The 19,442-nt window shown below is 64.6% G+C and carries 16 protein-coding genes; 15 read left to right on the forward strand and 1 reads right to left on the reverse strand.

Annotated elements, in window-relative coordinates; translation table 11 throughout:
- The first annotated feature begins 183 nt into the window (after positions 1-183).
- The 11 genes from gmd (at position 184) to FDY95_RS11650 (ending at position 13,006) form a co-directional block, all read left to right on the forward strand.
- The gene (gene gmd, locus FDY95_RS11600) at positions 184-1,296 is read left to right on the forward strand and encodes a GDP-mannose 4,6-dehydratase (RefSeq protein ID WP_138077926.1); all 1,113 of its coding nucleotides are present in this window, start codon (positions 184-186) and stop codon (positions 1,294-1,296) included.
- Positions 1,297-1,392: 96 nt separating this feature from the next.
- The gene (locus FDY95_RS11605) at positions 1,393-2,802 is read left to right on the forward strand and encodes a lipopolysaccharide biosynthesis protein (RefSeq protein WP_138077927.1); all 1,410 of its coding nucleotides are present in this window, start codon (positions 1,393-1,395) and stop codon (positions 2,800-2,802) included.
- A gap of 74 nt (positions 2,803-2,876) precedes the next feature.
- On the forward strand, positions 2,877-4,079 hold the full coding sequence (locus FDY95_RS11610; RefSeq protein ID WP_138077928.1) for a glycosyltransferase: 1,203 nt from the start codon (positions 2,877-2,879) through the stop codon (positions 4,077-4,079).
- Positions 4,080-4,167: 88 nt separating this feature from the next.
- On the forward strand, positions 4,168-5,574 hold the full coding sequence (locus tag FDY95_RS11615; RefSeq protein WP_138077929.1) for a lipopolysaccharide biosynthesis protein: 1,407 nt from the start codon (positions 4,168-4,170) through the stop codon (positions 5,572-5,574).
- Positions 5,575-5,721: 147 nt separating this feature from the next.
- Positions 5,722-6,747 (forward strand): glycosyltransferase family 2 protein, encoded by a 1,026-nt coding sequence (locus tag FDY95_RS11620; RefSeq protein ID WP_138077930.1) that lies wholly within the window; start codon positions 5,722-5,724, stop codon positions 6,745-6,747.
- A gap of 63 nt (positions 6,748-6,810) precedes the next feature.
- Positions 6,811-7,710, forward strand: a complete 900-nt coding sequence (locus FDY95_RS11625; RefSeq protein WP_171025650.1) for a glycosyltransferase family 2 protein — start codon at positions 6,811-6,813, stop codon at positions 7,708-7,710.
- A gap of 36 nt (positions 7,711-7,746) precedes the next feature.
- A complete protein-coding gene (locus FDY95_RS11630) occupies positions 7,747-8,940 on the forward strand; it encodes a glycosyltransferase (RefSeq protein ID WP_138077932.1) in 1,194 nt (397 codons plus the stop codon).
- 56 nt (positions 8,941-8,996) lie between these two features.
- On the forward strand, positions 8,997-9,983 hold the full coding sequence (locus FDY95_RS11635) for a glycosyltransferase family 2 protein (protein ID WP_246074002.1): 987 nt from the start codon (positions 8,997-8,999) through the stop codon (positions 9,981-9,983).
- Complete coding sequence (locus FDY95_RS11640; RefSeq protein ID WP_138077933.1) at positions 9,970-10,695, forward strand: GNAT family N-acetyltransferase; 726 nt, start codon at positions 9,970-9,972, stop codon at positions 10,693-10,695. The genes FDY95_RS11635 and FDY95_RS11640 overlap by 14 nt, the downstream gene beginning before the upstream one ends.
- Before the next feature lie 82 nt (positions 10,696-10,777).
- Positions 10,778-11,905: a dTDP-4-amino-4,6-dideoxygalactose transaminase gene (gene rffA / locus FDY95_RS11645; protein WP_138077934.1), complete on the forward strand. Its 1,128-nt coding sequence runs from the start codon at positions 10,778-10,780 to the stop codon at positions 11,903-11,905.
- A gap of 27 nt (positions 11,906-11,932) precedes the next feature.
- The gene (locus FDY95_RS11650) at positions 11,933-13,006 is read left to right on the forward strand and encodes a glycosyltransferase family 4 protein (RefSeq protein WP_138077935.1); all 1,074 of its coding nucleotides are present in this window, start codon (positions 11,933-11,935) and stop codon (positions 13,004-13,006) included.
- A gap of 77 nt (positions 13,007-13,083) precedes the next feature.
- Here the strand turns inward: FDY95_RS11650 and FDY95_RS11655 are convergent, their stop codons facing one another.
- Positions 13,084-14,421, reverse strand: a complete 1,338-nt coding sequence (locus FDY95_RS11655) for a hypothetical protein (RefSeq protein ID WP_138077936.1) — start codon at positions 14,419-14,421, stop codon at positions 13,084-13,086.
- 103 nt (positions 14,422-14,524) lie between these two features.
- On the opposite strand from FDY95_RS11655, the gene FDY95_RS11660 reads away from it, so the two are divergent.
- The 4 genes from FDY95_RS11660 (at position 14,525) to FDY95_RS11675 (ending at position 19,286) form a co-directional block, all read left to right on the forward strand.
- Positions 14,525-15,439 (forward strand): M20/M25/M40 family metallo-hydrolase, encoded by a 915-nt coding sequence (locus FDY95_RS11660; protein WP_138077937.1) that lies wholly within the window; start codon positions 14,525-14,527, stop codon positions 15,437-15,439.
- Between the two features lie 132 nt (positions 15,440-15,571).
- Positions 15,572-17,830 (forward strand): sodium-translocating pyrophosphatase, encoded by a 2,259-nt coding sequence (locus FDY95_RS11665; protein ID WP_138077938.1) that lies wholly within the window; start codon positions 15,572-15,574, stop codon positions 17,828-17,830.
- Between the two features lie 211 nt (positions 17,831-18,041).
- On the forward strand, positions 18,042-18,581 hold the full coding sequence (gene hpt / locus FDY95_RS11670) for a hypoxanthine phosphoribosyltransferase (protein ID WP_138077939.1): 540 nt from the start codon (positions 18,042-18,044) through the stop codon (positions 18,579-18,581).
- An 81-nt stretch (positions 18,582-18,662) separates the two neighbouring features.
- Positions 18,663-19,286, forward strand: coding sequence for an adenylate kinase (locus FDY95_RS11675; protein ID WP_138077940.1), 624 nt, complete (start codon positions 18,663-18,665; stop codon positions 19,284-19,286).
- Positions 19,287-19,442 lie beyond the last annotated feature (156 nt).

The following is a 19,442-nucleotide window of genomic DNA, read 5'->3' on the forward strand; positions in this document are numbered from 1 at the left end:
CGTTTCCTAGACTGTTTTGGCTGACCACCGCTGGCTTTCGGGGCAAGCCGGGCCCACTGCTTCCGAACTTGGCTCTGGGTACCTGCCGGCCCGAATAGGCGCACTGGCTATTACTCCTCTTCTTCTACGACACCTCAACCTTGGCCACTTCCGGCCACTAACGCGTTTCGCAATTTGCACCACATGAAAGTAGCTCTTATCACTGGAATCACCGGTCAGGACGGGGCTTATTTGGCCGAGTTGCTACTAGAAAAAGGCTACGAAGTCCATGGAATCAAGCGTCGTACGTCGCTGTTCAACACCGACCGTATCGACCACCTCATTACGGACGACCGCGGCGCGAAAAACCCGCGGTTTACCAACCACTACGGTGACCTGACGGACTCGACCAACCTGATCCGCATCATTCAGGAGGTGCAGCCCGACGAGATTTACAACCTCGGCGCCATGTCGCACGTGAAAGTTTCCTTCGATTCGCCCGAGTACGTGGCCGACGTCGACGGCATCGGCACGCTGCGTATTCTGGAAGCCGTGCGCATCCTGGGCCTGACCCAGAAAACCCGCATCTACCAGGCGTCGACGTCGGAGCTGTACGGGCTGGTGCAGGAAGTGCCGCAATCGGAGACGACGCCGTTCTATCCCCGTTCGCCCTACGCCGTGGCCAAAATGTACGGCTACTGGATTACGGTGAACTACCGCGAGGCCTACGGCATGTACGCCTGCAACGGCATTCTGTTCAACCACGAAAGCCCGCTGCGCGGCGAAACCTTCGTGACCCGCAAAATCACCCGCGGCGTCGCGCAGATTGCCCTGGGCATGCGCGAGAATATCAAGCTGGGCAACCTGGACGCCAAGCGCGACTGGGGCCACGCCAAGGACTACGTGGAAGCCATGTGGCGCATCCTGCAGCAGGACACGCCCGAGGACTTCGTCATTGCCACCGGCGTGACGACCACCGTGCGCGACTTCGTGAAAATGGCCTTTGCCGAAGTCGGCGTGGAGGTAGCTTTCGAAGGCGAGGGCGTAGAGGAAATCGGCCGGGTAGTGGCTTCCAATGGGGAGTACGACCTGCCGGTAGGCCAAGTGGTGGTGAAGGTCGACCCGACCTACTTCCGCCCGACCGAAGTAGATCTGCTGATCGGCGACCCGACCAAATCGAAGACCAAGCTCGGCTGGGAGCCCAAGTACGACCTGGCCGCCCTGGTGAAAGACATGATGGAAGCCGACGTGTCGCTGTTCAAGCGCGACGCGTACCTGCTGAAGGGAGGCCACAAAGTATTGTGGCAGCACGAGTAAGCTTTACCGGCAACAACTTGGAAGCCTTCCCGCTGCCGCCCTGGCAGTGGGAAGGCTTTTTGAAATCACCAAACACGCGGGGTATTCCGTTCGCTTTTGATTAACCGGTTACGCAGCACTGTGCGCACCAGTGCCCAGGCCATGCGGCAGCGTGGGTCGTTTGCCCAGAACTTTGCCGTTACTCTTTCGGGAACCACCATCGTGGCGGCCATCGGCTTTGCCCTTACGCCGATCATGTCCCGCATCTACCCGCCTGCCAGCTACGGGCAGTTTGCAGTGTTCGGCTCGGTGGTGGGCAACCTGAACCTGCTCACTACCCTGGGCTACCCCGGTGCCATGCTGATGCCCAAGCTGCGCGAACGGTTTCTGGCGCTGGTGCACCTGAGCCTGCTGCTGACCATGACGGCCATTGTGGTGCTAAGCGGCCTGCTGGTGTTTGCGGCCGAACCCTTGCGGCAGCTGCTGCATTTGGAGGGCGTGGGCGGCTGGCTGTACACGGTGCCGCTGCTGCTATTGCTCTTCAACCTGAACGCCATCATGTTTACTTGGTACACGCGCGACAAGGCGTTTACCAAGCGTGCCGGCGTCGACATAGCCACCACGCTCTCCGGCCGAGCCTTTACCATTGGCTATGGCTGGTGGTTCGGGGGGCCGGTAACGGGGCTGATTCTGGGCGAGTTCTTCAACCGCATCACGGCCATGACCGGACTGCTGGTCGGCGGTATCTGGCGGCAGACGGGCGAGCTGTGGCGTAGCTTCAACTGGCAGACCATCAAGAGCGTAGCCCGCGAATACAAGGACTTTCCGCTCTACATTCTGCCGGCGGGCTACGTGAACACCGTTTCCTCGCAGCTGCCCATTTTTGCGCTGACCACGGGCTTCGGTTCAACGGTTGTGGGGCTCTACTCATTTTCCGTTAGCCTGCTCGAAATACCGATCAACCTGATTGGCAATGCCATTTCGCCGGTATTCGCCCAGAAGGCCATCGAAACGCACCAAAACCAGCCGGAGCGCCTGCCGGTCATCACGCTGGACCTGTACTACAAGCTGCTCTACCTCGGCATCCTGCCTTTCGGAGGCATTACCGTATTTGGCGACTGGATTTTCAAGATTGTGTTTGGGGCCCGCTGGGAGGCGGCGGGCATGTTCACGGCCTTTTTGGGGTATTACTACGTGTTCAAGCTCACCTCCCTGGCCACTTCGGGCATTTACACCGTGTACGAAAAGCAGCGCTACCAGCTGATTGCCAACGCCGGTATCCTGGTCGCCCGGGCGGTGGGGCTGGGCATCGGCTTGTACTTGCACAACGTCAAACTGGCAATGCTGCTCTTTGGCCTGGCCAGCATGCTCGGCAGCTTTATCACCGACCTGCACATTCTGTCGCTGCTGCGCCTGCCGGTGGGCCGCATTGCGCTGCGCTCCATCGCGCTGACGGTGGGCGTGACGGCGGTGCTCTACGTGCTGCGCCTCGGCATCGAGAGCCTGCACTTGTCTTTCCTGCAATAGGGCCGGCGCCGGGCCGCGCCCGGTTTGCCTTTTTTCTCGATACATAGGGGCTCCGGCCCGTAGCCACACTTCATATGCCAACCATCAAAGGGGCGCGGTACCGGCTATCGGAACTGCTCAAAAAGGCGGCTGACGTTACGTTTCGGCCGCCCGGCGGCGAAATCCACGACATTGGCCTGGACCGTCTGGGGCCCAAGGCCAAGCGGGCATTTATCAAGTATTCGATTTACTCGATTCCCTATTACATCAAGGGGGACCCCATGCAGTGCCCGCAGATCAACGAGCACACCATGTACTGGGAATCGGCCGAGATGGTGCGCCAGCTCAACGAGCGGGGCTACGTGGTGGACTACCACCACGTGCATAGCCGGGTGCCCATCGACTGGGAAAAATACGACCTGATCATCGACGAGGGCGGCAGCCTCATCAACATGCCCGCGCACCTGCGCGCTGGCCGCACAACGGTGTTTTATGCCTCGAGCAACTACTGGCTGTTTCAGAACATGGCCGAGCTCAAGCGCATCGAGGACTTCCACCGGCGTCATGGCCTCTTCATCTCGCCGGAGCGGCAGGCCCCGCCCAACTACGCCAACGAGGCCGCCGACTACATGACCTACCTCGGGACCGACTTCCAGCTGCGCCTCTTCGACCGGCCAGCCCTGAAACACCAGCTGAATATTTCGGCGGTGTACGAGCCCGACTACCAGCGCCGCAACATGGACGAGGCCCGCACCAAGTTTGTGTGGCTGGGCAGCGGGGGCTTGCTGTTGAAGGGGCTCGACCTGGTAGTGGAAGCCTTTGCACAAATGCCCGAGCTGACGCTCTACATCGGCGGGCACGCCGAGCGGGAGCCGCGGTTCTGGTCGTGGCTGCAGCCCATGCTGGCCAAGCACCCCAACCTGAAATATATGGGTTGGGTGGACGTGGGCAGCCGCAAGTTTGCCGACCTGGCCCAGCAGTGCATTGGCACGGTGTACCTGAGCGGCAGCGAGGGCGGCGGCGGCGCCGTGGTGCAGCTGGCGCACTTTGGCCTGATTCCCATCACCACCGAAACCAGCACCGTGCGCGAGGAGCTGACCACCGTCATTCGCTCGCAGGAGCCCAGCGAGATTATTGCCCAGACCATCAAGGCCGTGCGCGAACTGGTGGCCCTGCCCGAGGCCGACCTGCACGCCCGCTCGGAAGCGGCCTTCGCGTTTGCGCGGGAACACCACACCCGTACGGCCTACGCCCGCTCCTTCGCCGCGCTGCTCGACCGCATCGAGCAGGGGCGCTAGCCGCGGCGGGGCCGTGGCCGTACCGGTGGTAGCGGGCAGAAACCGGGTCTGGGCTAGAGCTGCCCCGCGCCATTCGTCCCCCAGTGGTATGAGTCAATCTGTACTTCTGCGCTTACGTCGTGCCTGGGAAGGCGTGCGCCGGCCCGGGTCGTTTGCTCGGAACTTGGTCATCATGCTCTCGGGCTCGACGCTGAGCACCCTGGTGGGGGTACTGCTCACGCCGGTGGTGTCGCGCATTTATCCGCCGGCGGCGTACGGGCAGTTTGCCGTCTACAACGCCCTGATCAGCAACCTGAACTTGCTCAGCACGCTGGCCTACCCGGGCGCGCTGCTGCTGGCGCGGCGCCGCTCGCAGTTTCTGGCCCTGGTGCAGCTCTCGGTGCTGGTGTCGGTGGCGTCGAGCGCGCTGCTGGTCCTGGTCCTGGTGTGGCTCGGGCCCTGGCTGATGCGGCACCTGCACGTGGAGGCGCTGGGCAACTGGCTCTACACCCTGCCGGTAATGCTGCTGGTGTTCAACCTGAACCACGTAATGAGCACCTGGTACATGCGCGACAAGCTCTTTGGCAAGCGCGTGGGCGTGGAAATGGCCACCAACCTGGGCGGGCGGGCCTTCACCATCGGGTACGGCCTGCTCAGCAACGGACACGTAGCGGGCCTGCTGCTGGCAGACTTTCTCAACCGGGTAGTGGCTACGGTAACGTTGATGGCCGGTAGCATCCGGCACGAGTTTGGGGCGTTGCGGCGGCAGTTTTCCGGGCGTTGGCTGCGGCTGGTAGCGCACCGCTACCGCAATTTTCCATTGCTGTACCTGCCCGGGGGCTACGTCTACATTCTGTCCACCCAGTTGCCCGTGTTTTTGCTGGCGCCGGCCTTCGGCACTACCGCCGTCGGCCTGTATTCTTTTTCCTTGGGCCTGCTGGAAATGCCCGTCAACGTGCTCGGCGCCGCCATTGCGCCGGTGTTTCAGCAGAAGGCGGCCGAAACCTACCAGACCGAGCCGGAGCGTCTGCCGGGCATCACCCTGCGCCTGTACAACCAGCTGCTCTACCTCGGTGTACTGCCCTTCAGCATCGTCACGGTGTACGGCGACGTGCTGTTTCGCGTGGCGTTTGGCGCACGCTGGGAGCCGGCGGGCGTTTTTACGGGCTACTTGGGCTTTTACGCCCTCTTCAAGCTCCTCTCGTTGGCCACCACGGGCATTTACACCGTTACCGGGCGGCAGAAGTATTACCTCTACGCCAATTTGCTGCTGCTGCTCGTGCGCACCCTGTGCCTGGGCGTCGGCATTAGCCAGCACAACCTCGACCTGACCCTGCTGCTGTTCGGCGTTGGCTCGTTGCTGGCCACGTTCGCCGTCGATTTGCACGTGCTGCACCTGCTGCGGCTGCCGGTGTTGCGCATTGCCCTGCGCATGCTGGGCCTGATCGGGCTAGCCTGGCTGCTGACCTGGCTGTCCCGCCTGGGGCTGGCGCATTACCTGCCGTTTTTTCGCTAGCCCGCCCGGCTGGCGCTGACTCACAGCGTGGCGCGGGCCCGGCGCCGGCATTTGTACTAATTTCGCGGCTGCTTCCGCCGGGGCCCTGGCCGCCGGTTTCACTGCCCAGCCCGCTCCGTGGCGCCGGGCGCAAGTTATTCGGCCTCCATGCCCACCGACGTTTCCATCCTGGTCAAGTCATTCAACCGCCCGTACTACCTGGACCGCTGCCTGCGCAGCATCTACGACCACGTGACGGGCAGCTATACCATCACGGTGCTCGACGACGGCACCCCCGGCCGCTACCTCGACGAAATCCAGCGCCGCTACCCCGAGGTGCGTATCGTGCGCTCGGAGCTCTACGACGCCAAAGTAGCCCAGCTCGACGCCCACGCGGCGGGCGGCGCGCCCTTCTCGCTGCGCATCATCCCCACCAAGCTCTGGATTGAGGGCGTGGAGCAGGCCACCCCGAAGTTCTGCCTGCTCGAAGACGACATCTGGATGACCCGGCCCGTGAATTTGAGCCAGATGGCCGACTACATGCAGGAGCGGCAGGTGGTGATGACCAAGTTCTACTGGGGCGGCAACATCAACACCTTCGAGGCGCGCATGGGCGGGCGCGGGCCGCAGGTGCAGGAATACGAGCTGGCCCTGCCCGCCGGCCCCGAGTGGTGGCTGCGCATGCTGCTGCTCAACAAGTTCAAGTCGCACTCCATCCTGCACCGCCTCGGGCTGGCCAAGGAGGGCATCTACTTCCAGCTGCCGTTCTACAGCATGTACTCGGTGGCCTCGGCCGTGTTCGACAAGGCCTACTGGCTGCACCTCTGGCAGGCCGGGCAGAAGCAGGCCGATGAAGTGCACCAACTCTCGCGGGCCCTGCACTGGACCAAAAGCCAGCCTACGCGCTTCGCCAAAACCGAGCAGGAAGTGACGCAGACCTCGTTCACGTCGTCGGCCACCAACATGTTCAAGGGCGTGGAATTCGACGTGGTGGCGGCCAACTACCACCTCAACGAAGCCTGGCTGCAGGGCCGCCTCGACGCCATGCACGACTACCCGCTGGACTTCTCGACCGAGTACCTGAAGCCCATCTTCGACCAGGCCAACGACCCGCGCTGCACCTACCCGAACTGGCTGCGCTGGATTGAGCGCTTCAAGGGCGTGTACGCCAGCATGGGCGTGGTCGTCGACTAACCCCGGCGGCCCCGGTCCGTACTCAGTCCGCCGCTGCGGCGGCTCACCTTTTTCCGCTTTTCCGTGGCTGTCTACTTCAGCATCGTCATTCCGACCTACAACCGCGCCGGCTTCATCAAGGCCACGCTGCAGTCCGTGCTAGCCCAGCAGTTCACCGACTGGGAAGTGCTGGTGGTGGACGACGGCAGCACCGACAACACGGCCGAAGTCGTGGCCTCGCTGCCCGACGCGCGCATTCAGTACCTGCCCAAGGTCAACGGAGAGCGGGGCGCGGCCCGCAACTACGGCCTGGCCCGCGCCCAAGGGGAGTACGTGCTGTTTCTGGACTCCGACGACCTGTTTCACCCCAACCACCTTTCGGGGCTCTACGCCAAGATTCAGGAACTGAAGCAGCCCAACTTCATTGCCGCCAAGTACGACTTCGACCGCGACGGAGTGCGCGCCGACAGCGACATGGCCGGGCTGGCCGAGGGCTGGTACGGGCTCGACACCTTCGTGCGCGGCAATGCCCTGGCCTGCAACATCTGCGTGCGCCGCCAGAACCCCGGACTGCATCCTTTCGAGGAGGACCGCCGCTACTCGGCCGTGGAAGACTGGATGTTCATGCTCGAAAACACCCAGCAGGACCGCATTTACGTGGTTGATCAGGTGAGCATCACCATGAACGACCACGACACCCGCTCCATGCGCTCCGACAACTCGGCCCTGGTGCGCCGCCTGCAGCTGGCTTTGGAGTGGATGCTGGCCCGCCTTCAGCTCACCCCCGAGCAGCGCCGGACGCTGACCGGGCGGGTGTATTACCTTTGCGCTATCCACGCCTACGCCGACGACCACCGCGCCGAGGCCGTGCGCTACGCCCAGCTGGCCCGCCCGCACCTGCCCACGGCCCAGGGCCTCATTTTGCTGGTGCGCTGCCTGCTCGGCGTGCAGTTCGTGGACCGACTCAAGAAAATCCGGGGCTAAGGCACCGTCCGGCCGCCTCTCGTTGTTATTGCCATCATGCGCATTCTGTTTCTGAGCTACTGGGGGCTGGACGACCCGCTGACCGTCTCCACCGTTTTCCCGCACCTGCAGCTGCTGCAGCAGCGCCCCGACGTGGAGAGCGTGCTGCTCGTCACCATCGAGCGTAACGGCAAGGCGCCGGCTTTCCGGCTGCCCTTCGCGGCCGATAAAGTCGAGTTTGCCCCGCTGATTTCCGAGCCGGGCCGCAACGTGCTCGTCACCAAGACCGACGACTTCCTGCGCTTCCCGAAGCAGCTGGTGCAGCTGGCCGCCGCCCACCGCAGCGACTTTCTGCTGGCCCGTGGCGCCCCGGCCGGGGCGCTGGCCTACCTGGTGTGGAAGCAGAACAAGCTGCCCTTCTACGTGGAGTCCTTCGAGCCGCACGCCGACTACATGCTCGAATCGGGCGTGTGGCGGCGCTACGACCCGCGCTACCTCTTTCAGCGCCACTGGGAGCGGAAGCAGAAGCAGCTGGCCCGTGGCCTGATGCCGGTGGCCGAAAACTACCGCCGCCAGCTCATCAGCGAAGGCGTGCCCGCCGACCAGATTGTGACGGTGCCCTGCTCGGTGAACCTGGCCGCCTTCGGCTACGACGCGGCCCGCGGCGCCGACGTGCGCCAGCGGCTCGGCCTGCCCGCCGACGCCATCGTGGGCATCTACGTGGGCAAGTTCGGCGACATCTATTACGACCAGGAAGCCTACGACCTGTTTGCCGCCACGGCTCAGCACTTCGGGGAGAAATTCCGGCTGATCGTGCTGACGCCCAACGCTATTCCGGAGGTGCAGGCCCGCCTGGCCGCCGTGGGGCTGGGCCCGGAGCGCAGCTTCGTGACCAGGGCCCAGCACCACGAGGTGCCCGGCTACCTCTCGGCCGCCGATTTTGCCTTCGCGCCCATCAAGCCCGCCGACTGCCGGCAGTTCTGCTCGCCCATCAAGGTGGGGGAGTACTGGGCCAACGGCCTGCCCGTCATCCTCACCGAAGGCGTGGGCGACGACAGCGACATCATCAAGGCCGAGGGTGGGGGAGCGGTGTTCAACCTCGACCACCCCGAAACCGTGCCCGCCGCCGTGCGGCGCATTGCCGAGCTGGTGCAGCAGCCCGATTACCGCCAGCAGACCCGCCAGCTGGCCGAGCGGTACCGCTCGCCCGAGCGCGCCCGCCAGGCCTACGCCACCTTCTTCGGCGCCTAATTACTGCCTGATCGAGCCGCGCGTTATGCCCGTCGTCACCCGCCACCGCCCCGCCCGTGCTGCCCGCCGCTGATTCCGGCGCGCCGCTGCTGTCGGTGGTGAGCCCGGTGTACGGGGCCGCCGCGCTGCTGCCCGAGCTGGTGCGGCGCATCGTGGCGGCCGTCGACGGGCCGACGGGCGGGCGCTTTGAAATCATCCTCGTCGATGACCGCAGCCCCGACCAGGCCTGGCCCCGCATCGAAGCGGCCAGCCGGGCCGATGCGCGGGTGCGCGGGGTGCGCCTTTCGCGCAATTTCGGGCAGCACCGGGCCCTGGCCGCCGGCCTGGCCCAGAGCCGCGGCACCTGGGTGGCGGTGCTCGACTGCGACCTGGAAGACGCCCCCGAAGCCATTCCGGCGCTCTGGGCCGCCGCGCAGCAGCCCGGCTGCGACTACGCCGTGGCCCGCCGCGAAGCCCGGCAGCACGGTTGGGGCGTTCGGCTGACCTCGAAAGTGTTCTACCGCGTGCTGTCGACCCTCACCGGCGTGCCGCAGGACGACGCGGTGGCCAATTTCGGGGTGTACCACCGGCGCGTCATCGAGGCGGTGGGGCAGCTGCCCGAGCGCGGGCGGTTTTTCCCGGTTCTGGTGCGCTGGGTGGGCTTCGAGGGCACGACGCTGGCAGTGCCTCATGGCACCCGGCCGGCGGGTGGCAGCAGCTACTCCTTCGGGCGGCGCCTGCAGCTGGCGCTGGACGTGCTGCTGGCCTGGTCCGATAAGCCCTTGCGGCTGGCTATTCTGTTCGGCGCGTTCATCTCGGCCGCCGCCACCGCGCTGGGGCTGATTACGCTGGTGCGCTACTTCATCGGCAGCATCACCGTGCCCGGCTACACCAGCCTGACGCTGCTGCTGTGCTTCTTTTTCGGCCTCGTCATTGCCCTGATCGGGCTGGTGGGCCTCTACGTGGGCCGCACCTTCGAGGAAGCCCGGCAGCGCCCGCTCTACCTCATCGACCAGCTGACCCCGCCGGCGCCCCCGACCGGCCCGCCGCATGAGCAGTCCTGATTCAGCCCTGGAAAAGCTGGCCTGGGACAGCGCCTTTTTCGGTTTCCCAGTCGGCCGCCTGCAAACTCCCGTAGCCGATGCCGCCGGGCTGCGGCGCTGGCTGGCCGCAGCCCGGCAGCAGGGCTACCGCCTGCTTTATTGGTTTGTCGAACCCGCCAACATGGCCGCTCAGCAAGCTGCTGCCGCGCTTGCCTTGCGCCCTATCGACCACCGCATCAGCCTCGGGCTGCCGCTGGCCGGGCAGACTATCCTCGCCCCGGTGCCGGACGTGCGGCCGGTATTCACGGCTACGCCGGCCCTGCGGGCGCTGGCGCAGGCTAGCAGCGGCTGGTCGCGCTTCCGCCGCGACGCGCATTTCGCGCCGGGCAGCTGGCAGCGGCTCTACAACCAATGGCTGCAGGAGTCGCTGCGCGGGCGGCTGGCGCGGGAAGTGCTGGTACACGACGACGCGGCGGGGCAGCCGCTCGGGCTGCTGACGTTGGCGCACCAGGGCACCGAGGCCACCATCGGACTGCTGGCGGTGGCCCCCACGGCCCGGCGCCAAGGCGTGGGCGGCAGTCTGCTCGACGCGGCCGCGCAACGGGCCCAAGCCTGGGGCTGCCAACGCCTGACGGTGGTAACGCAACGCGAAAATCAGCCCGCTGTGGCGTTGTACCAGGCCCGCGGCTTCCGCGTCAAAAGCGAGGCGCTGATTTACCACCTGTGGCTGTAAGCTGACGGGAATGCGGCGGTAAGCCAAGCTGGCGGCCGTCGGCTATCTTTGCCGCACCGTTTTTTCTCCTGACTGTCGCCGCTTGATACCCTACAACAAGCCTTTTCTGGCCGGACCCGAGCTGGGCTGCATCGAGCAGGCCATTCGGGCGGGGCATTTGTCCGGCGACGGGGAGTTTACGCGGCGCTGCCACCGGTTTTTCGCCGACACCTTCGGCTTCGGCCACCCGCTGCTGACGACCTCCTGCACGGCGGCGCTGGAAATGGCGGCCCTGCTGCTCGACATCGGGCCCGGCGACGAGGTCATCATGCCCAGCTACACCTTCGTGTCGACGGCCAATGCCTTCGTGCTGCGCGGCGCCCGCGTCGTGTTTGCCGACAGCAACCCGCTCAACCCCAACCTCGATACCACGCAGCTGGAGGCCCTGGTGACGCCGCGCACCCGCGCCATCGTGCCCATTCACTACGCCGGCATTGCCTGCGACCTGGACCCGCTGCTGGCCACCGCCCAACGGCACAACCTGGTGGTGGTGGAAGACGGCGCCCCGGCCTTCGACAGCTACTACCGCGGCCGGGCGCTGGGCTCGTTCGGACAGCTGGCCGCGTTCTCCTTCCACGAGACGAAGAACATCCAGGCCGGGGAGGGCGGCATGCTTGTCATCAACGACGCGCAGTACGCGCTGCGGGCCGAAATCATTCGCGAGAAGGGCACCAACCGCACCGCCTTCTTCCGCGGCGACGTGGCCCGCTACAGCTGGGTCGACGTGGGCTCGTCGTACCTGCCCTCCGAACTGACGGCGGCCTTCCTGTGGGGGCAGCTGGAGCACTGGCAGTCGATTCAGCACGCGCGCCGCCGCCTGTGGCACACCTACAACGACGCGCTGGCCGGCCTCCGGGCGCTGGGCGTGGGCCTGCCCGTGGTGCCCGACTACGCCACCGTCAACGGTCATCTGTTCTACCTCGTGTGCCGCGACGAGGCCGAGCGCACCGCGCTGATTGCCCGGCTGCGGGAGCGGGGCATCATGGCCGTATTTCACTACCTGCCCCTGCACGCCAGCCCCTACTACACCCCCCAGCACGACGGCCGCGCCCTGCCCTGGGCCGAGCACTACGGCGCCCGCCTCGTGCGCCTGCCGCTGTTCTGCGAGCTGACCGCCGAGCAGCAGCAGTACATCATCGACGAGGTCCTGACCTTTTACCAAACCCGCTGAGCCGGCTTCCGAACCGGCCTCTTTCCTGTGCGCATCCTCTTTATCATTCCGTATCCGCCCGGCAAGGCGCCCTCGCAGCGCTTCCGCTTCGAGCAGTACCTGCCGCTGCTGGCCGAGCACGGCCACCAGTACCAGCTGGCCCCCTTCCTCGACGATGCCACCTGGGCCATTCTCTACAAACCCGGCCTGGCCGCAAAGAAGGCGTTGGGCATCCTGGCGGGCTTTCTGCGCCGCCTGCTGCTGGTGCTGACGGCCGTGGGCAAGTACGACTTCGTGTTTATTCACCGCGAGGCGGCGCCCATCGGCCCGCCGGTGTTCGAGTGGATGATTGCCAAGCTGCTGCGCAAGCCCATCATCTACGACTTTGACGACGCCATCTGGATTCCGAACACCTCGGAGGCCAACAAAATCGTGGCGGGGGTGAAGTGGCACCACAAAGTGGACAGCATCTGCCGCTGGGCCTACAAGGTGAGCTGCGGCAATAGCTACCTACGCAACTACGCGGCGCAGTTCAACCCGCGCGCCGTCGTCAACCCCACCACCATCGACACCGAGCACCTGCACAACCAGGTGCGCGACCAGGCCGTGCCGGGGCCGCTGGTCATCGGCTGGACGGGCACGCACTCCACCCTGAAGTACATCGAGCAGGTGGTGCCGGTGCTGGCCGAGCTGGAGCAGCGCTACGACTTCGAGTTCCGCGTTATTTCCAACCAGCCGCCCGAGCTGCCGCTGCGCTCCTTGCGCTACCAGCCCTGGCGCAAAGACACCGAAATTGCTGACCTGCTGCAGTTTCACGTGGGCCTGATGCCGCTGGAAGATGACCCCTGGGCCAAGGGCAAGTGCGCCTTCAAAGCCCTGCAGTACATGGCCCTGGGCGAGCCGGCCCTGGTGTCGCCGGTGGGCATGAACACCGAGGTGGTGGAAGACGGCGTGAACGGCTACGTGTGCGCCACGCCCGAGGAATGGCGCACCGCCCTGGAGCGGCTGCTGCAGAACCCCGGCCTGCGCCAGACGCTGGGCAAGGCCGCCCGCGCCACCGTCGTCGACCGGTACTCGGTGGTGTCGAACACGCAGAACTTCCTGAATCTGTTCACGCGCTAGCCCGCCGCCCGACTCCCGGACGTTCATCAAAAAAGCCCCGACCTGCAGCAGGTCGGGGCTTTTTTGATAAGTCACCGTTAGGCGCTGAGGGCGGTGCGCCGGGTGCGGGTCGGGCGCTTGAGCTTGTTGGCTTCGGCCTGGAGCACGTAAAGGCCGGCGGCGTAGAAGGGCATTAGCGGAATCTTGTAGCGCACCAGCGTGCCGAAGTTGCCGCTGTTGGTGCCCACCCCGATGGCGAAGATGATGCTGAAGATAAAGCACAGCGTGACCAGGGGCTGACTGGCAATGAGCCGCAGCGTGCGGATAAACCCAGTGCGCGCGAAAATGCGCACCGTCACGACGGTAAACCACAGCGCCTCCAGGGCCGACAGCATCATCACCGGGTTGCGCGCTTCCCACAGAAACGGCCGGTACAGCGACACGACCACCGCCTGCGGGGCCACGCGCAGAATGCTGCCCACGCTGCCGTCGATGGTGCCGACATTGTACCCCGAGCCTTTGTCGCGGGCCCGCTCGTACAGGGCCGTCTGGTTGATTTTGGTCCGTTCACCGATGTTTTCCACGTCGAACCGCTCGTCGCCGGCCGTCAGGTTGGTGGCGCCCACCACGCCCACCACCACGCCAATGCCCAGAAAAATCGGCTTGAGCAGCATGCGCGTGGTGGCATTCTTGATGCGGCGGTTGTTTTCGTTGAACACCCACAAAAGCCCCGGCGCCAGAAACGACATCAGGATATACACCTTCACCATCACCAGCAGGTACATGCCCAGCCCGCCCATCACCACCGACAGCACTATGCTGCGCCGCTCGATGAAAAGGTGGTAGAAGCCGTAAAAAACCCAGCCCAACGCGCCCATGCACAGGGAGTCCTTCATCAGCCCCGAACCCCAGAAAAACACCGAGGGCAGGAAAAATACCGCAATGGCCAGCTCCTTATAAGCCGCCGGGTAGATGCGCGCGAACGTGATGTACATGGCCCAGATGCCGCTGAAGCTGATCAGCGCGAAGGTCAGGGCCATCACGGAGTAGTTGTTGAAGCAAAACAGGCCGATAAAGGCCGCAATGCGCACTACGAAGTACTCCGTCTTGGCGTAGAACCAGAACATGCGCGCGATGTAGCGCCCAACGGCCGGGTCGTAATCGGTGGCGGTGAGGAGCTTCCAGCCCAGCGAGGGCGACTCCGAAAAGGCCTGGTTGATGACCTTCGTGTGCACGAAGTAGTTGAACGTGTCGCCGCCGCCGTAGTAGAACTGGTAGATCAGCCCCAGGGAAATGGCGCCGACAAACTTCAGCGTCAGGGCCGGGATAAAGTAGGGCTTGGTGTAGACGTTGGTGACCATCGGGCGCACCCACAGCGCCAGCCCGTAGTACAGGGCCAGGTACAGCGGGGCGAGAAAAAGGTCGGTTAATTCCATGGAAAACGGGTTAGGCAAACGGGCTGCCGGGCCCGGGCCGCCTTAGCGAAAGGCTAAAATACGCCATTTAGGTCGGATATTGGGCCCGATACCCCTTCTGCCTATGCACCTGCTGCGCACCCTCTGCGAAATTGCCGCCCCCTCGGGCCACGAAGCCCCGCTCACCGAATTCCTCCTCAACTACATTCACCAGCACGCCCCGGCGTGGCGGGCGCAGCCCCAGGTGCTGGCCGGCGACGACCTGCAGGACTGCATCATGCTGGTGTTCGGGCAGCCGCGCACGGCCGTCTTCGCGCATATCGATTCCATTGGGTACACGGTGCGCTACGGCCGGCAGCTGGTGCGCATCGGCGGGCCGGCGGCCGAGCATGGGGCCCGCCTCGTCGGCCGCGACGGGCAGGGCAACATCGAATGCACCCTCACCGTCGACGAGGAAACCGGCGCGCTGGGCTACGAGTTTACCCGCGAAATCGAGCGGGGCACCGAGCTGACCTACCAGTGCGACTTCCGCGAGACGGACGAGTCGGTGCAGAGCTGCTACCTCGACAACCGCCTGGGCGTGTGGACGGCCCTGCGCCTGTGCGAAACCTTGGAGCACGGCATCGTGGTGTTCAGCTGCTGGGAAGAGCACGGCGGCGGCTCGGTGAAGTACCTGGCCAAGCGCATCTACGAGCAGTACCAGGTGCGCCAGGCCCTGGTCTGCGACATCACCTGGGTTACGGAGGGCGTACACGCCGGCCAGGGCTGCGCCATTTCCCTGCGCGACTCGCTTATCCCGCGCCGCAGCTACGTGGAGCGCATCCGCCGCATTGCCGCGGCCTCGGGCATTCCGCACCAGCTGGAAGTGGAGGGCAGCGGCGGCTCCGACGGCAAGGAGCTGCAGCACGGCGCCCAGCCCTGGGACTGGTGCTTCGTGGGCGCCCCCGAAGACCACGTGCACACCCCCGACGAGCTGGTGCACAAGGCCGACATCGACAGCATGTTGCGGCTCTATGAGGTGCTGATGCGGGAGCTGTAAGCGAGCAGGAGGCAGAGAATAGTCGGCAAGGCGAGTAAAAAGCTTGGCGCCGCGTGTAAAACCTCTATTTTACACGCACCAAACTGCGTCTACTCTCCCCAAAAACTTTCCTCAACCTCCTAACACCGCTTTATGACCATTCTCTACCTCGCGCCCGGGCTGGGCGTGCTGGCCCTGCTCTACACGGCCTTGCGCGCTGGCTGGGTTTCCCGCCAGGACGCCGGTGACGACCGTATGCGCACCATCGCCGGCCACATTGCCGACGGGGCCATTGCCTTCCTGAAGGCCGAATACCGCGTGCTGACCATTTTTGCCCTCATTGCCTGCGCCTTTCTGGGCTTCCTGAGCTACGGCAACGAGCGGTCCAGCCCCGTTATCATCGTGGCCTTCCTCATCGGCGCCGTCTTCTCAGCCGTGGCCGGGTTTATCGGGATGAAAATTGCCACCAAGGCCAACGTGCGCACGGCCCAGGCCGCCCGCACCAGCCTCTCGAAGGCCCTGAACGTGTCCTTCGCCGGCGGCTCGGTGATGGGCATGGGCGTAGCCGGCCTGGCCGTGCTCGGCCTCGGCGGCCTCTTCATCGTGTTCTATAATATGTTCGTGGGCGGCGCCTCGGCCAACGGCCCCGAAATGGAGCGCGCCCTGGAAGTGCTGACGGGCTTCTCGCTCGGCGCCGAAAGCATTGCCCTCTTCGCCCGCGTGGGCGGCGGCATCTACACCAAAGCCGCCGACGTGGGCGCCGACCTCGTGGGCAAGGTGGAAGCCGGCATCCCCGAGGACGACCCCCGCAACCCCGCCACCATTGCCGACAACGTGGGCGACAACGTGGGCGACGTAGCCGGCATGGGCGCCGACCTCTTCGGCTCCTACGTGGCCACCATCCTGGCGACCATGGTGCTCGGCCGCGAAGTCATTGCCGCCGGCGACGCTTACAACGGCATGTCGCCCATCATTCTGCCCATGGTCATTGCCGGCCTGGGCATCGTGTTTTCGCTGATCGGCATTATGGCCGTGCGCGTGAAGGAGGGCGGCAACGTGCAGGCCGCGCTGAACATCGGCAACTGGATTTCGGTGGCCCTGACGGCCGTGGCTTCCTGGTTTATCATTCACTACATCCTGCCCTCGGGCACGCTGAGCATGGCCCGCCTGGGCTCGGCACCCTTCACCGCCACCGACGTGTTTTGGGCCGTGGCCGTGGGCCTGGTGGTGGGCACCCTGATGAGCATCATCACCGAGTACTACACGGCCATGGGCAAGCGCCCGGTGCTTAGCATCGTGCGCCAGAGCAGCACCGGCCACGCCACCACCGTCATCGGCGGGCTGGCCGTGGGCATGGAAAGCACCGTGCTGCCCATCATCGTGCTGGCGGCCGGCATCGTGCTCAGCTACGAGTTTGCGGGCCTCTACGGCGTGGCTATTGCCGCCGCCGGCATGATGGCCACCACCGCCATGCAACTGGCCATCGATGCCTTCGGCCCCATTGCCGACAACGCCGGCGGCATTGCTGAAATGAGCAACCTGCCCAAGGAAGTGCGCGAGCGGACCGACATTCTCGACGCGGTGGGCAACACCACCGCCGCCACCGGCAAAGGCTTCGCCATTGCCTCGGCCGCCCTCACTTCACTGGCGCTGTTTGCCGCCTTCATGGGCACGGCCGGTATTTCGGCCATCGACATCAGCAACGCCCGCGTGCTGGCCGGCCTGTTCATCGGCGCCATGATTCCGTTCATCTTCTCGGCCCTGGCTATTTCGGCCGTGGGCCGCGCGGCCATGGCCATGGTGCAGGAAGTGCGCCGGCAGTTCCGCGAAATTCCGGGCATCATGGAGGGCACCGGTCAGCCCGAGTACGAGAAGTGCGTGGCTATTTCGACGCAGGCCGCCATCCGTGAGATGCTGCTGCCCGGCGCCATTGCCCTGATTACGCCCATCATCATCGGCTACGCCTTCGGGCCCGAGGTGCTGGGCGGCACGCTGGCCGGCGTCACCGTGTCGGGCGTGCTGATGGCTATGTTCCAGAGCAACGCCGGCGGCGCCTGGGACAACGCCAAGAAGTCGTTCGAGAAAGGCGTGATGGTCAATGGCAAGATGGAGTACAAAGGCTCGGAGGCCCACAAGGCGTCCGTCACCGGCGACACCGTGGGCGACCCGTTCAAGGACACCTCCGGCCCGTCGATGAACATCCTCATCAAGCTGATGAGCATCGTCTCGCTGGTCATTGCCCCGCACATTGCCCGCCAGGGCGCGGTTATCGACCGCGGCGTGGCCCCGCTGCCCCAGCGCCCGGCCGTGGAACAGGTACTGCCAAAAGCAGAACCCAAGGTGCGCTACGCCGAGTTGGGCTCCGAAGCCGCCCGCATCGTGCTGACTACCTTGCTGAAGCACGCCGACTAAACGCGCACGGGACGCGTTGCCGGAGGCTGAGGTTGCTACATTTAAGCTGCAAATATTGGCACTTTAACGTGCTGTTAGTCAGCCCGGCACTCAGCCACGTTACCACCCGAGCCCGACTGTTCGCCACGAGCAGCCCTTCCGCCCGCCGGGAGGGCTGCTCTTTTTTGTCGTACCTTCGCCGCACTTTCGCCCCGGTCCACCTTTTCCCGGCATGTCTCAGGCTACTATCTCGCTTCACCACAAAGAGTTTACTCCTTACCTGACCGAAGCCGAGCTGGCCGCCGCCGTGCGCCGCGTGGCCCAGCAGCTCAGCGCCGACTACGCCGGCAAAATCCCGCTCTTCGTGGCCGTGCTCAACGGCTCCTTCATGTTCGCTTCGGACCTGATGAAGGAAGTCAGCATCGACTGCGAAATCAGCTTTATCCGGGTGGCCTCGTACCAGGGCAGCAGCAGCACCGGGCAGGTCAAGGAAATCCTGGGGCTGCAGGACGCCGTAGAAGGACGCCACGTGGTTATTGTGGAGGATATCGTCGACACGGGCCACACCATGCAGATGCTGCTCCAGCAGCTCGGCGCCCGGAATCCGGCTTCGCTGGAAGTGGCCACGTTCTTGATTAAGCCCGATGCCCTGGAAGTGCCCCTGAGCATCAAATACCAGGGCATAGCCATTCCCAACAAGTTCGTGGTGGGCTACGGCCTCGACTACGACGGCCTCGGCCGCAACTACCGCGACCTGTACCAGGCCGTGTAAGAACGGAATGCGGCTTGTCCGATTCTTTCTTACCTTTCTACAGTTCCCCCCGCTTCACTCACTCCCCGCTTACCTCTCCTCATGCTGAATATCGTGTTGTTCGGCCCGCCCGGCGCCGGCAAAGGAACCCAAAGCCAAAAGCTGATCCAGCGCTACGGGCTGGTGCACCTGTCGACGGGCGACCTGCTCCGCTCGCAGATTGCCCAGGGCACCGAGCTGGGCCTGAAAGCCAAAAAACTCATGGATGCCGGCGAGCTGGTGCCCGATGCCGTGGTTATCGGCATGATTGAGTCGCAGCTGGCCGGCAACAAGCAGGCCGCCGGCTTCATCTTCGACGGCTTCCCGCGCACCATTCCGCAGGCCCAGGCCCTCGACGAGCTGATGCAGCGCTACGACACGGGTATCTCGTGCATGATTGCCCTGGAAGTAACCGAGGACGAGCTGGTGACCCGCCTGCTGGAGCGCGGCAAAACCTCCGGCCGCCCCGATGACCAGAACGAGGAGAAAATCCGCAAGCGCGTGACGGTGTACAACACCGAAACCGCCCAGGTGGCCGGCTACTACGCTCAGCAGGACAAGTTCCACTCCATCTACGGCATCGGCCCCATCGACGACATCTTCGGCCAGCTCTGCGGCATCATCGACCGGCACCAGCCCGCCACCGTCATCGACGGCTCCAAAGCCGCTGACGAAGTAAAAGCGTAACTTTGCAGAGTCAGCGGGTTTGAGCTGCTGGCATCTGACATTGACTGTCATCCTGAGCGAAGCGAAGGACCTTATCAATTTTGAACGAATCGTTCAGGCGTGATGAGGTCCTTCGCTTCGCTCAGGATGACGGCTTTTTTCGGGATGAGTGGATTA

The sequence above is a fragment of the Hymenobacter jeollabukensis genome (assembly GCF_005771675.1).
Lineage (GTDB): Bacteria > Bacteroidota > Bacteroidia > Cytophagales > Hymenobacteraceae > Solirubrum > Solirubrum jeollabukense.